Origin of the sequence: Bradyrhizobium sp. AZCC 2289 (assembly GCF_036924615.1) — a bacterium.
Lineage (GTDB): Bacteria > Pseudomonadota > Alphaproteobacteria > Rhizobiales > Xanthobacteraceae > Bradyrhizobium.
This window is the reverse complement of record NZ_JAZHRY010000001.1, coordinates 9,549,860-9,562,820: the sequence shown is the minus strand read 5'-3', so window position 1 is coordinate 9,562,820 and position 12,961 is coordinate 9,549,860. Positions and strand designations below refer to the sequence as shown.

General features: G+C 63.7%; 11 protein-coding genes and 1 pseudogene. 5 read left to right on the top strand and 7 right to left on the bottom strand.

What is annotated here, in order from left to right; genetic code table 11:
• Positions 1–104 precede the first annotated feature (104 nt).
• Together V1289_RS44880 and V1289_RS44875 are read right to left on the bottom strand one after the other, a co-directional pair.
• Positions 105–509: a (R)-mandelonitrile lyase gene (locus V1289_RS44880; protein ID WP_334405953.1), complete on the bottom strand. Its 405-nt coding sequence runs from the start codon at positions 507–509 to the stop codon at positions 105–107.
• 23 nt (positions 510–532) lie between these two features.
• Positions 533–1,231 carry a ribonuclease activity regulator RraA gene (locus tag V1289_RS44875; protein ID WP_334405952.1) on the bottom strand — a complete coding sequence of 233 codons (699 nt, stop codon included), beginning with the start codon at positions 1,229–1,231 and terminating at the stop codon, positions 533–535.
• A 211-nt stretch (positions 1,232–1,442) separates the two neighbouring features.
• On the opposite strand from V1289_RS44875, the gene pxpB reads away from it, so the two are divergent.
• Genes pxpB through V1289_RS44860 form a run of 3 tightly spaced genes read left to right on the top strand, consistent with a single transcriptional unit; the run spans position 1,443 to position 4,048 of the window.
• Entirely contained in the window at positions 1,443–2,174 is a 732-nt protein-coding gene (pxpB, locus tag V1289_RS44870; RefSeq protein ID WP_334405951.1) for a 5-oxoprolinase subunit PxpB, read from the top strand.
• The gene (locus V1289_RS44865; protein WP_334405950.1) at positions 2,171–3,226 is read left to right on the top strand and encodes a biotin-dependent carboxyltransferase family protein; all 1,056 of its coding nucleotides are present in this window, start codon (positions 2,171–2,173) and stop codon (positions 3,224–3,226) included. Before pxpB ends, V1289_RS44865 begins: the two co-directional genes overlap by 4 nt.
• A 51-nt stretch (positions 3,227–3,277) precedes the next feature.
• Positions 3,278–4,048: a LamB/YcsF family protein gene (locus V1289_RS44860; protein WP_074276728.1), complete on the top strand. Its 771-nt coding sequence runs from the start codon at positions 3,278–3,280 to the stop codon at positions 4,046–4,048.
• A 128-nt stretch (positions 4,049–4,176) separates the two neighbouring features.
• Here the strand turns inward: V1289_RS44860 and V1289_RS44855 are convergent, their stop codons facing one another.
• The 5 genes and pseudogenes from V1289_RS44855 to V1289_RS44835 form a co-directional block, all read right to left on the bottom strand.
• A complete protein-coding gene (locus V1289_RS44855; RefSeq protein ID WP_171985880.1) occupies positions 4,177–4,329 on the bottom strand; it encodes a hypothetical protein in 153 nt (50 codons plus the stop codon).
• A gap of 257 nt (positions 4,330–4,586) precedes the next feature.
• Positions 4,587–6,184, bottom strand: a pseudogene (locus V1289_RS44850) (sulfite reductase subunit alpha).
• A complete protein-coding gene (locus V1289_RS44845) occupies positions 6,181–7,965 on the bottom strand; it encodes a NirA family protein (RefSeq protein ID WP_334405949.1) in 1,785 nt (594 codons plus the stop codon). Before V1289_RS44845 ends, V1289_RS44850 begins: the two are co-directional and overlap by 4 nt.
• A gap of 351 nt (positions 7,966–8,316) precedes the next feature.
• Positions 8,317–9,483, bottom strand: a complete 1,167-nt coding sequence (locus V1289_RS44840) for a CmpA/NrtA family ABC transporter substrate-binding protein (protein ID WP_334405948.1) — start codon at positions 9,481–9,483, stop codon at positions 8,317–8,319.
• On the bottom strand, positions 9,480–10,070 hold the full coding sequence (locus tag V1289_RS44835; protein ID WP_334405947.1) for an ANTAR domain-containing response regulator: 591 nt from the start codon (positions 10,068–10,070) through the stop codon (positions 9,480–9,482). Before V1289_RS44835 ends, V1289_RS44840 begins: the two co-directional genes overlap by 4 nt.
• A gap of 113 nt (positions 10,071–10,183) precedes the next feature.
• On the opposite strand from V1289_RS44835, the gene rimO reads away from it, so the two are divergent.
• Together rimO and V1289_RS44825 are read left to right on the top strand one after the other, a co-directional pair.
• Positions 10,184–11,509 carry a 30S ribosomal protein S12 methylthiotransferase RimO gene (gene rimO, locus V1289_RS44830; protein ID WP_334405946.1) on the top strand — a complete coding sequence of 442 codons (1,326 nt, stop codon included), beginning with the start codon at positions 10,184–10,186 and terminating at the stop codon, positions 11,507–11,509.
• A 232-nt stretch (positions 11,510–11,741) separates the two neighbouring features.
• Entirely contained in the window at positions 11,742–12,938 is a 1,197-nt protein-coding gene (locus V1289_RS44825; protein WP_334405945.1) for an acetylornithine transaminase, read from the top strand.
• Positions 12,939–12,961 lie beyond the last annotated feature (23 nt).

Sequence of the window (12,961 nt, the reverse complement as noted above, 5' to 3'; positions counted from 1 at the left end):
GATCGACCGGTGACGGTCCTGGTGGACGGTTCTCCTGTCCCGGACGCGATGCAGCGCTTTTTGCGCTGCTCCGCAGAGCCGGGACCCACTTCGCTCGAAACGCACTAACCAAGCTTTGCGGAAAACTCCGCGTCGGTCACGTGCTCCATCCAGGTCACGTGATTGCCGTCCAGCGACTCCTGCATCGCGATATGGGTCATGCCATTGGTCGGCGACGCGCCGTGCCAATGTTTCTCACCCGGCGGAATCCAGACCACGTCACCGGGCCGGATCTCGTGGATCGGTCCACCCTTGGTCTGAACCCGTCCAACGCCTGAGATCACGTACAGCGTCTGGCCGAGCGGATGCGTGTGCCAGGCCGTCCTCGCGCCGGGCTCGAAGGCGACCAGGTTCGAGACCAGCCGTGCCGGCGCCGCGGTTGCGACGATCGGATCCTGCAGCACCGTGCCGGTAAAGTATTCGGGCGGCGCGCGGCGGGTCGGCCGCGAGCCCGAGACGTGAATATCCATGGGGTTACCTCGCTTTGTTGATGTTATTTCTTGGATGCCGCGTAGCGCGCCTTGGTCTCGGCATTCATGGGATAGAGGCCGGGCAAGACCGCGCCATTGTTCACTTCATTGACGATCCAGGCTTCCATCCGCTCCTGCTCGGCACCTTCGGCCAGAATGAGGTCGAGGAATGCTTGCGGGATCAGCACCGCGCCGTCCTGGTCGGCGACAACGATATCGTTCGGAAACACCGCGACGCCGCCGCAGCCGATCGGCTCGCCCCAGCCGACGAAGGTTAGCCCGGCGACCGAAGGCGGCGCAGCATAACCGTCGCACCAGACCGGCAGGCCGGTACCCAATACGCCTTCGACATCGCGCACGACGCCGTCGGTGATCAACGCGGCGACGCCGCGTTTCATCATGCGCGCGCACAGAATATCGCCGAAGATGCCGGCGTCCTTGACGCCCATGGCATCGACCACGGCAATGCAGCCCGCAGGCATTGCCTCAATCGCGGTGCGCGTCGAAATCGGCGACGACCATGATTCCGGCGTTGCCAGATCCTCGCGCGCAGGCACGAAGCGCAGCGTGAAAGCAGGTCCCACCAGCCGCGGCAGCCCAGGCCGCAGCGGTTTGGTGCCGCGCATCCAGACGTTTCGCAGGCCCTTCTTGAGCAGGACCGTGGTGATGGTGGCGGTGGACACGCGCGACAGCGTCGCGATCGCTTCGGGGGTCAGGGACATCTGGAAGGCTGGCTCCGGTGGGGATGAATTGCGCGCGCATCTTGCGGGGTGCGGCCATCGCGTCAAGGCCTGCTTGATGAGGTGCGATCACAACATCTTATCGCTGGCATGCAGATTAATTTATTGAAGTTGCTGGATCTTTTTGCACGAAGCGAATTCCACTGCGCCCCAAAACAGGCTAGAGCGTGATATCCGGACGAGTCACGAGGCCATGGCCGCACCCTTAAGCCCACCCCGCCTTTTGCCGAGTGGCGACAGCGCCATCACGGTGGAATTCAGCCGCAACATCGACGACGACGCCAACCGGCGGGTGCTGGCGCTCGACCGCGCGATAGCGGGCTCGCCCGTTACCGGCGTCACCGAGACCGTGCCGACCTATCGGTCGCTGCTGGTGCATTACGATCCCGTGCAGATCGGTTTCGCCGAGCTCGGCGAGCAGCTTCTCGCTCTGGCGCAACGGCCAATTCCCTCCGCGGCAAAAACCCGGCGCTGGCGCATCCCCGTGGTCTATGGCGGCGAGCACGGCATCGACCTCGAGGACGTCGCAAAAGCGCTCGACACGACGCCGGACGACATCGTGGCGCGGCACGTCGCCGGCGACTACCGCGTCGCCATGATCGGCTTCACGCCGGGCTGGTCCTACCTCAGCGGGCTCGCGCCCTCGTTGCAGATGCCGCGGCGGCAAAATCCGCGCCTGCTGACGCCGGCTGGAACGATCTCGATCGGCGGCGTACAAACCGGCGTGCAGTGCCTGGCCGGCCCGAGCGGCTGGCACCTGTTGGGACAAACAGCCGTGAGAACCTACCATCTCCACCGCGAACCGACTTTTCTGCTGGAGCCCGGTGATCACATCACCTTCACGCCGGTCGATGCCAAGACCTTCAAGGAACAGGATCGCGCCGCGGAAGCCGGCGAATTCGTCGCCGAGTTGATGGCGTCATGAGTAAGCTTGTCATCGCATCCATCGGTCCGGCAAGTTCGGTGCAGGACGGCGGACGGCCCGGCGCCCAGCGCTACGGCCTGACCCCGGGCGGCGCAATCGACCGCCTGGCGCTGGCGGCCGCGAATACGCTGGTTGGAAATGACCTGTTCGCCGCAGCCGTCGAAATCGGCCCGTTCGGCGCTAAATTCACGGCGCGCGGCGGCGCCGTCCGCGTCGCGCTGTCAGGCGCGCCGCGCAATGCCGACATTGCCGGACGCGCCGTGGCCTTGGATACATCGATGACGCTGGCCGACGGCGAGACATTGACGCTCGGCTTTGCCCGTGGCGGGTCGTTCAGCTATCTCGCGATCGAAGGCGGCGTGCAGGGCGAGCCGATGTTCGGCAGTCTCGCCGTGAACGCGCGCGCCGGGCTAGGCAGCCCCTACCCGCGCCCGCTGCAGGCCGGTGACGAGTTGCAGACCGCGCCCGCCAGCGGCATGGCGGAGCGACGGATCGACCTTCCGGCGACGTCGGAGGCGCCGATCCGGATCGTGTTCGGTCCGCAGGACGATGAATTCACCGCCGAAACAAAAAAGCTGTTTCTCGACAGCGAATGGAAGATCTCGGCGACCAGCGACCGCATGGGCTACCGGCTCGAGGGGCCCGTCATCCAGCATATCGACGGCCACAACATCGTGTCCGACGGCACCGTCAACGGCAGCATCCAGATCCCCGGCAACGGCCAGCCCATCGTGCTGATGCCGGACCGTGGCACCAGCGGCGGCTATCCAAAGATTGCGGCCGTGATTTCGGCCGACCTCGGTCGGTTCGCGCAGATCCCCGCCGGCCGCGCGTTTCGCTTCAAAGCGATCAGCATGACCGAGGCGCATGCCGAGTTGCGCAAATTCCGGGAATTGCTGCGCACCCTGCCCGACCGGCTACGCGATATCGAAAGCTTTGATCTCAACATCGAGGCGCTGCATGATGCCAATGTCGCCGGCCACGCCGTCAGTGCCGTCGATGCCGGGACGTGGCACGTCGCATCGCCAGCGGACATATTGGGGCCGGACTGACCAATCCCCAGGACTCAACGACACGATTCACTCACAAGCGGACAGATCATCATGACAACCATCGATCTCAACTGCGATCTCGGCGAAAGCTTTGGCCCCTGGGAAATGGGCAATGACGCGGCCATGATCGAGCTTGCGACCTCGGTGAACGTCGCCTGCGGTTTCCATGCCGGCGACGCCGACATCATGCGCCACACCGTGGAACTGGCGAAAGCGCGCGGCGTCAGCATCGGCGCGCACCCCGGCTACCGCGACCTGCACGGTTTCGGCCGGCGGCCGGTGCCCGGCATGAAATCGTCGGAGATCGAGAACCTGGTCGCCTACCAGATCGGCGCGCTGCAGGCGATCGCGACCGCGGCCGGTCACAAGGTCACCCACGTCAAGGCGCATGGCGCGCTATCGAACGTCGCCTGCGAGGACGACATGACGGCGAAAGCGATCGCCAGCGCCATCAGGGCAGTCGACCCAAACTTGATCTTTGTGGTGCTCGCCAATTCAAAACTGGTGCAGGCCGGCGAAGCTGCCAATTTGCCGATGGTGCACGAGGTGTTCGCGGATCGCGCCTACGAGGACACGGGCTCGCTGGTGTCGCGCAAGAAGCCTGGCGCGGTGTTGCATGATGCGAAACAGATCGCGGACCGCGTGGTGCGGATGGTGCAGGACGGCGCGGTGGTCTCGGTGACGGGCAAGGTCATCAAGATGCGCACCGATACCGTCTGCATTCACGGCGACACCCCCGGCGCAGTCGATATCGCGCGCGGCGTGCGGCAGGCGTTGAAGGATGCGGGGATCGCGGTGGCGCCGTTCAAGACGGCGCATTAGCCGCACCCACCGCCCTCATCCTGAGGAGCGCGCTTTGCGCGCCTCTCGAAGGATGACGTATCATGCTGCGGCCCATCCTTCGAGACGCCGCGCCATTGCGCGGCTCCTCATCAGGATGAAGGGTTTCTTCAGAACGGGTGAACCGACAGCGTGCCGAACACGACGGCTGCGATGACCGCCAGCGCGCTGTAGAGCGCGGCGGTGTGGATTCCGGTTCCGGTCCGGCGGGACAGGGAGCGCGCGTAAAGGTGCAGGCGGGCTTCCGCCGATAGTTCGCGCATGGTCGATCTCCAACGCCCCATTTCGCGATAATGGAATATCGTTCGTGGCGCGACGCAAGATGACTGCAAAAATAGCGATGCGATGCTTCGGCAGACTCCGTTTTAGGTGAAAAATTCTCTCACACGGATTCCCGCGAGAATTTTATTCGCCCCGATTTGAGCGAATGGGAACCCGGACCTCTTGTCTTACGCGTTTTCTTCACGCGAACCGGTTCCCACCCCCGATCAAGTCCGGGGCAGGCTTTCGCTTGAAAACGCTAGTAGACGTCCTGCTGGAACCGGCCCTTCTTCTTGAGTTCCGCGACGAAGGCGATGGCCTCGTCGGTCGAGCGGGCGCCGAACTGGGCGACGATATCGACCAGCGCGCGCTCGACGTCCTTGGCCATCCGCTTGGCGTCGCCGCAGATGTAGATGTTGGCGCCTTCGGCCATCCACGTCCACACTTCGCGGCCGAGTTCACGCATGCGGTCCTGCACGTAAAATTTCTTGTCGCCGTCGCGCGACCACGCCAGCGACAGCCGCGTCAGTAGGCCCGAGGTCTTCATGGCGTTGAGCTCGTCGGCATAGAAGAAATCGCAGTCGCTGCGCTGATGGCCGAAGAACAACCAGTTCTTGCCGGGCGCGCCGGTGGCGCGGCGGTCGTGCAGGAAGGCGCGGAACGGTGCGATGCCGGTGCCGGGCCCGATCATGATGATCGGGACCTTGGGATCGTCCGGCAACGCGAAGCCGTGGGCCTTCTGCACATAGACCTTGACCTCGTCGCCGGGCTGGATGCGCTCGGCGAGGAAGGTCGAAGCCAGCCCCAGCCGCTTGCGCTTGTTGATGACATAGCGCACGCAATCGACCGTCAGCGACAATTTTCCGGGCGTCGCGTTGTGCGACGACGAGATCGAATAGAGCCGTGGCTGCAAAGCCTCGAGCGCCTCGATGAAGGCTTCCGGGTGCGGCCGCACGTTGGAGAATTTTTGCAGCACCGCCATCACGTCCAGCGTCACGGCATCGCCGTCGGGATCCTTCCCTGCGCCAGCGCCCGCGCCTTCTCGCGCTGCGCGCCGCCGGTCAGGTAGGAGATCAGTTCGAACAGCGAATCCGGCGCCGGCGCCAGCGAGACATCGTCGAGCAGGACTTCGCGCAGCGTCTTGCCCCGGACATCAGTGGTATGCGACGCGCCGAGCAGCGCGATGATCTGGTCGACATGGCCGAGATCGTTGCGGGCAAAGACGCCGAAGGAATCGCCGACGACATAATCGAGGCCGCAGCCCGAGAGGTCGAAATCGATGTGCCAGGTCTCCTTTTCCGACTTGCCCTTGTTGAGCAGACGACGCGCGATGAATTGTGCCGGCGCCGGATTGTCGCGCGAACGCCCCGGCTCCGCCACCGCGGGCGCAGCAGCGGCAGGTGCGCCAGCCGATGACGATGCGGCCGGCGCTTTTTCCAGTTCCTCGTTCAGCGCCCTGAGCATCCGCGCGGTTTCCTTGCCGCCGGGGACGCAGAGATTGAGCCGCGCCTCGCTCTTGGCTGCGATCGCGTCGGAATAGTCGTTGCAATTGTAGCCGCACTGGCCGCAGTCCTGCTGCGCCATCGCCGCCATCATGCGCCGGCGCAACGGCCGGCCTTCGGCAAGCTTCATGCGCTCGGCGATCGGCATGGTCTGGTCGTGCCACGGCGCTTCGCCGTCGTCGCTGTCACCGGCGGGACCTTGCATCACCGCGGCGCCCTGCTCGGCCGACAACGGCGTCGTGCCGTCGGACAACAGGCCGGCAAAGAAGCCGTTCAGCCAGGAGCGCTGTGCCTCGGAGAACGGCGCGCTCGAAGGGATGATCTCGATTTTGGGTGGAGGCGAGATCTGGTTCATGAGGACACCTCGGCGTCGGCGAGCTTGCGCAGCGTCTCGCCGTCATGGCGGCGCGCAAAGGACAGAAAGGTTTCGTCCGGCGAGGCGCGATGCGCGAGATACGCCTTCAACAGCCGCTCGACGGTCTGCGGCGCATCCTCGGCCTTGAGGTCGTGATAGACCTCCTGCCCGACATCGGCATTCGGTCCAAAACCGCCGCCTGCAAACAGCTGATAGCCCTCGACGGGATCAACATCCTCGCCGACATCAACCTTGGCCGCGATCAGGCCGATATCGCTGATGTAGTGCTGCGCACAGGAGTGATGGCAGCCGGTCACATGGATGTTGAGCGGGGTCTCGATATTGACGCGCGGTTCGCACCAGTCGCCGATTTCGGCCGCGTGCTTCTTGGTATTCGACGCCGCGAACCTGCAGCCGGCATTGCCGGTGCAGGCAATCAGCCCGGCGCGGATTTGCGAGGCCTCGACCGCAAGTCCTATTGCCTTGATCGCAGCGATTGCGAACTCGACATTCTCGTCACGCACGCCCGGGATCAGCAGGTTCTGCCAGACCGTCAGACGGATATCGCCGTCGCCGAGATCCCGGGCGATCCTGGCGAGCCCGCGCATCTGCTCGCACGTCACCTTGCTGAGCGGCAACGCGACGCCGATCCAGCTCAACCCTTCCTGCTTTTGCTTTTGCACGCCGATATGCGCCATGCGATCGAACGCCGGACGCGGCGCCAGCGCCTCTGACGGTACCCGCGTAAAGGCATGACCGAGCTTTTCCTCGACCAGGACGAGGAATTTCTCGATCCCCATGCCGTCGATCACATATTTCAGCCGCGCCTTGAGCCGGTTGGTGCGGTCGCCGAGCTCGATGAACACGCGGACGATGGCGTCCGACACCTTGGTGGCATCGGCCGGCTTGACGATGATGTCAGTGTATCTGGCAAAATCCCTGTGACCGGTGATGCCGCCGATCCCCAACCGGAACCAGATTCCGGGCTCGACGCCAAAGCCGTCTTTCACCTCGACCGCGGAGAACGCGATATCGTTGGTGTCTTCGAGCACCGCAATCTTGCCGGCGCCGTCGAAGGCAACGTTGAACTTGCGCGGCAAGCCATACAGCGAGCGGTCGTTGAGGATGTGGTAGTGCCACTCGCGGGCATATTCGCGGGTGTCCAGAATTTCCTGCGGATCGATCCCGGCGGTCGGCGTGCCCGTGACATTGCGGATGTTGTCGGCGCCGGAGCCGCGCGAGCACAGGCCGAGATCCTGAATGCCTTCGATCAGCGCCACTGCGTGCTTCGGCGGAATTTCGCGAACCTGCAGATTGGCGCGCGTCGTGACGTGGCAAAACGGCCCGCACAGCCGCTCGGCGAGATCAGCCATGCCGGCAAACTGCCAATGCGTGAGAATGCCGTTCGGAATCCGTAAGCGGCACATGTAGGAATCCTGCGCCGGCGCCACGTAAAACAGCCCGTAATAGCGCCAGCGGAAATTATCCGCCGGCGGCGGCGGCGCGTTGTCGAGCGCCTGCTGCCTCAGCCGCGGATAGGCATCGAACGGATGCTCATCGCGTTTGAATTTTTCTTCGTTGACGAGCTTTTTGCCTGACGCCGTGACCTTGTCCTGGGCCTTGATATGCGCGGCTTCAGGTCCAGTCGGCTCTGCGTTTGCCCTGCCAGCGCTGCCGCCAAGGCCACGTCCGACCCTGCTGATCTGCAAGCCGGTGGTAAAGCCTTCGAGATAGCGCTTCTGCTCGTCGGTAAAGTCGACTGAGAGCGTTTCGATTTTCATAGCGTCGACGAAGCTCCTGCGGCCACCTTCAGTGGCTGCAACGGGAATGGGACGACCGCCTTGAAATCAGCTCAGCTTCAAGCGCCGGGCTCGACTCCAGCAAACGGTCCGACCAGCCTCGTTGCTGCGGAAATCCATCTTGGACATAGGCCAGCTGACATCTGCGACGACTGACCGCAGTGCAACATACAAGTTGCGTGCCAGCGCGAGACCTATAAAATATATTGATATTTCAATATGTTGCGAAACGAACTTGGAATCCTGAACCGGGCTTCACAACTATTTTCGGGCAGATTGCCGAAAAATTAGCCAGATGGGAAAGATGCCCAATACTGCATCAACTGGTAGCGTTCAGGGCTTCCAATGGCCGATCCTGAATGCCGCCAAATGCCCGGCGATGTCGTCCGGATTGAAGGCCGGACCGGCGAAGGCGCCGATGGCGGCGGAGGCACCGGCCGCCTTCCCCTGATGCCCGACAGCCGCGTCATACAGGTCGGGCCTGAACACCCCCATGGCGATCCTGAGCGCGTCCGGTTTCATCGCGGTCTGTCCCCATCGCACCATCTGCGCGTACAGCCAGGCGGCCTGCGCGGGATCGGGCCGGGCCGCGCCCTCGCGTCCGACCAGCAAATAGCGCCCGCTTTCGCGCAAGCCACCATCGGGCGAGATCTTCAAACGGCCATCCAGGGTGCGCTGGATCACCTCGGCGTCGACGCCGATCCGCTCCGGGGCGCTGAGGATGCGCGCCACCTCCGCGCGGTTCTGCGGCTCCTCGATGAATTCGGCGGCGCGGACATGCGCCCGCACCAGCGCGGCCACCACATCCGGATATTTCTGCGACCAGTCCTGCCTGACGGCCAGCACCTTTTCGGCCGCGCGCACCAGGATGTCCGTGACGAAATGCAGGATGTGTCCTACGCCGAGATCGACCGCGACCGAATTCCAGGGCGCGCCGACGCAGAACGCGTCGACGTGCCCGCTGGCCAGACTGTCCACCATGTAAGGCGGCGGCAGCACCACCAGCCGGACGTCCTCGTCGGGATCGACTCCGCCGGCCGCCATCCAGAACCGCAATTGATAATTGTGGGTCGAGAACGGAAACGTCATGCCGAAGGTCAACGGTTCGGCGCCGCTGCTGCGGCGTTTGGCGACGACACGCGCCAGCGCCAGCGCGGTGGCCATCGGGTCGAAGCGGTCGCCCTCGATTTCGCCCATGATCGCGGCATGCAGCGCCGGCGACACCGTGATGGCATTGCCATTGAGCCCGAGATTGAACGGCGCCACGATCGGCACCTTGACGTGACCGAGCCCGAGGCTGGAGGCGATCGCGACCGGGGCCAGCAGATGCGCGGCGTCGAACAGGCCGATGTTGAGCTTGTCGCGGACATTCGACCACGAGACTTCCCGCACCAGCGAAACGTCGAGCCCTTCGCCCGCGGTAAAGCCCTTGTCGACGGCGACGATCAGGGCCGCGGCATCGACCAGCGGAATGAAACCAATGCGAAGCGGTCCGGTCATTTCAGCAACTCCGCCGCGGTCAGGATCGACTGGGCGATCTCGCCGATCTTCTTTTTCTCGCGCATCGCAGTCGAGCGCATCAGCACATAGGCCTCGTCTTCGGTGAGGCCTTTCAACTTCATCAAAATGCCCTTGGCGCGGTCGATGACCTTGCGTTCCTCGAGCGCGGATTTGGTCCGGTCGAGTTCGTCCTGCAGTTTTGCGAACGCATTGAAGCGCGAGACGCAGAGGTCGAGGATCGGCTTGATGCGTTCTTTCTTCAGCCCGTCGACGATATAGGCGGATACGCCGGCATCGACGGAAGCCTGGATCGACGCCGCGTCGCTCTGGTCGACGAACATGGCGATCGGCCGGCGCACGGCCCGGCTGACCTGGAACATTTGTTCCAGCACGTCACGGCTGGGGTTTTCCAGGTCGATCAGGATGATATCGGGGTCGAGCGCATAGATCCGCGCCAGCAGGCTCTGCATTTCGCTGATATGGACGACGCCGGTAAAGCCCGCCTCCCGCAGCCCCTCTTCCAGGATCGCGGCACGGATCGGGCTTTCGTCGACTATGACGATTTTAGGAGACGACTCAGCGCTCATCGACCACTCACAACCCGGCAAACGCATCCATAGCACGCCGATAGCCGGCGCAAAGGGTTGTAATTATGAGTAATTCGGACTAGCTCCTGCGGATCAATCAGGCAGATCCAGATATGCAACAGGCCGGAGCGCCGAAAGTCAGCTTTGTCTCCTTGGGATGCCCCAAGGCGCTGGTGGATTCCGAGCGCATCATCACGCGGCTGCGCGCGGAAGGCTATGAGCTGGCGCGCAAGCATGACGGCGCCGACATCGTCATCGTCAACACCTGCGGCTTCCTCGACAGCGCCAAGCAGGAATCGCTTGGCGCGATCGGCGAGGCAATGGCCGAGAACGGCAGGGTCATCGTCACCGGCTGCATGGGCGCGGAGCCCGAGCAGATCGAGGCGGCCTATCCCGGCGTGCTCTCCATCACCGGCCCGCAGCAATATGAGAGCGTGCTGGACGCGGTGCACCGCGCGCTGCCGCCGGTCCACAATCCGCACCTCGACCTGGTGCCGCCGCAGGGCATCAAGCTGACGCCGCGGCACTACGCCTACTTGAAGATTTCCGAAGGCTGCAACAACCGCTGCAGCTTCTGCATCATTCCGAAATTGCGCGGCGATCTGGTGTCGCGCCCGGCCGGTGACGTGTTGCGCGAGGCGGAAAAGCTGGTCAGCGCCGGTGTCAAGGAATTGCTCGTCATCTCGCAGGACACTTCGGCCTATGGCGTCGACCTGAAATATGCCGAAAGCCCGTGGAAGGACCGCGAGGTCCGCGCGAAATTTTTCGATCTGGCAAAAGAGCTCGGCGAACTCGGCGCCTGGGTCCGACTGCAATATGTCTACCCCTACCCGCATGTCGATGAAGTCATCGGGCTGATGACCGACGGCAAGGTGCTGCCCTATCTCGATATCCCCTTCCAGCATGCGAGCCCGGAAATCCTCAAGGCCATGAAGCGCCCCGCCGTGCAGGAGAAGACCCTGGCGCGGATCCAGAAGTGGCGCGAGCAATGCCCTGATTTGACGCTGCGCTCGACCTTCATCGTCGGCTTCCCCGGCGAGACCGATTCCGACTTTGCGTATTTGCTCGACTGGCTCGAGGAGGCCGAGATCGATCGCCTCGGCTGTTTCAAGTACGAGCCCGTCGCCGGTGCTGCGTCGAACGCGATCGGCCATGCCGTTCCCGCCGAGATCAAGCAAGAGCGCTGGGATGCGCTGATGGCGCGCCAGCAGAAGATTTCGGCGCGGCGCCTGAAGCGCAAGGTCGGCACGCGGCAGCAGATCATCATCGACGAAGTCGGCCCCACCGTCTCGAAGGGCCGCTCCAAGGCCGACGCGCCCGAGATCGACGGCGCGGTCTATCTGTCGAGCCGGCGTCCCTTGCGTGTCGGCGAAATCGTCACCGCCAAGATCGAGCGCGCAGATCAATACGACCTCCACGGCAGCGTCGCGGGCTTCTAACGTGCTTGACACCGCCTGCCATCAGGCTGTATGGCCCTGCGCCATGATCCAGAACCGGACCAACCGCCGCGCTGCTTTCCGTCGTCGCTCCTGCGACGATGATGGGTTGCGCCGTGTCCGACGACAACGCTGATCAACTAGTTCAGCAATGTTTTCGAGAAGGCCGCACCCAAAAAGTGCGGCCTTCTTGCGTTTCGGCCCGCCTTCCCACCCAAACCGCAGGAGTTTCGACATGCCCAACGCCACCCATCCGTATCATGCGCAGATGAACATCACCGCCCGCCCGCAGACCGTCTTCGTCAAGGGCGAAGGCGCCTATCTGTGGGACGACAAAGGCAAGCGCTATCTCGATTTCATGCAGGGCTGGGCGGTCAATTGCCTCGGCCATTCGCCCGCCGTCGTCGCCGACGCGCTCGCGGCGCAGGCAAAGCTGCTGCTGACGCCGAGTCCCGCGTTCTACAACGGCCCGAGCTTGAAACTGGCAAAAGCGTTGGTCGCGAACAGTTGCTTCGACCAGGTGTTCTTTGCGAATTCCGGCGCCGAAGCCAATGAGGGTGCGATCAAGCTCGCGCGCAAATACGGCGCGCTGCACAGAGGCGGCGCGCACGAGATCATCACCTTTGCAGGCGGCTTTCACGGCCGCACGCTCGCGACCATGTCGGCGTCGGGCAAGAAAGCTTTTGAGCCATTGTTCGAGCCCAAGGTGACGGGCTTTCCCAAGGCGCAACTCAACGATCTCGATTCCGTCAAGCGGCTGATCTCCGACAAGACGGTTGCCGTGATGCTGGAGCCGATCCAGGGCGAAGCCGGCGTCTGGCCCGCGACCGATCAATTCCTGAAGGCGTTGCGGGCGCTGACCAGGGAGCACGGCCTGCTGCTGATCGTCGACGAGATCCAGACCGGCATGGGCCGCACCGGAAAGCTTTTCCATTACGAGCATGCCGGCATCGAGCCCGACATCATGACGCTCGGCAAAGGCATCGGCGGCGGCGTGCCGCTCGCAGCATTGCTGGCGACCGAACATGCCTCGTGTTTCGAACACGGCGACCAGGGCGGCACGTTCAACGGCAATCCGTTGATGTGTGCCGCGGGGCTTGCGGTTCTCGATCACGTCAGCAAACCGGAATTCCTGAAATCGACGGTCGACGCCGGCCTGTTTCTGGAAAGCGAGTTGCAGCGGTTGTCGGCGCGGCACGGTCTCGGCGAAGTTCGCGGCCGGGGCCTGCTGCTGGCGCTCGATCTCAAACTGCCGATCGGCGCGTCGATCGTGGCGCAGGCTTTCGCCGACGGCGTGCTGCTGAATTCGCCGCAGCCGGACGCGCTGCGATTCATGCCGGCGCTCAATGTTGAGCGGGACGAGATCGCAGAGATGGTCGAATGCCTTGATGCCATACTCACCAAAGCAGGTGCGGCCAGGCGCGTGGCGTAGGTTCTTGGTCGGCGTCATTCCGG

Excerpts from the sequence above, each read along its gene's own strand:
- V1289_RS44880 (WP_334405953.1), bottom strand. The coding sequence starts at position 509 with ATGGATATTCACGTCTCGGGCTCGCGGCCGACCCGCCGCGCGCCGCCC.
- V1289_RS44875 (WP_334405952.1), bottom strand. The coding sequence starts at position 1,231 with ATGTCCCTGACCCCCGAAGCGATCGCGACGCTGTCGCGCGTGTCCACC.
- pxpB (WP_334405951.1), top strand. The coding sequence starts at position 1,443 with ATGGCCGCACCCTTAAGCCCACCCCGCCTTTTGCCGAGTGGCGACAGC.
- V1289_RS44865 (WP_334405950.1), top strand. The coding sequence starts at position 2,171 with ATGAGTAAGCTTGTCATCGCATCCATCGGTCCGGCAAGTTCGGTGCAG.
- V1289_RS44860 (WP_074276728.1), top strand. The coding sequence starts at position 3,278 with ATGACAACCATCGATCTCAACTGCGATCTCGGCGAAAGCTTTGGCCCC.
- V1289_RS44855 (WP_171985880.1), bottom strand. The coding sequence starts at position 4,329 with ATGCGCGAACTATCGGCGGAAGCCCGCCTGCACCTTTACGCGCGCTCC.
- V1289_RS44845 (WP_334405949.1), bottom strand. The coding sequence starts at position 7,965 with ATGAAAATCGAAACGCTCTCAGTCGACTTTACCGACGAGCAGAAGCGC.
- V1289_RS44840 (WP_334405948.1), bottom strand. The coding sequence starts at position 9,483 with ATGACCGGACCGCTTCGCATTGGTTTCATTCCGCTGGTCGATGCCGCG.
- V1289_RS44835 (WP_334405947.1), bottom strand. The coding sequence starts at position 10,070 with ATGAGCGCTGAGTCGTCTCCTAAAATCGTCATAGTCGACGAAAGCCCG.
- rimO (WP_334405946.1), top strand. The coding sequence starts at position 10,184 with ATGCAACAGGCCGGAGCGCCGAAAGTCAGCTTTGTCTCCTTGGGATGC.
- V1289_RS44825 (WP_334405945.1), top strand. The coding sequence starts at position 11,742 with ATGCCCAACGCCACCCATCCGTATCATGCGCAGATGAACATCACCGCC.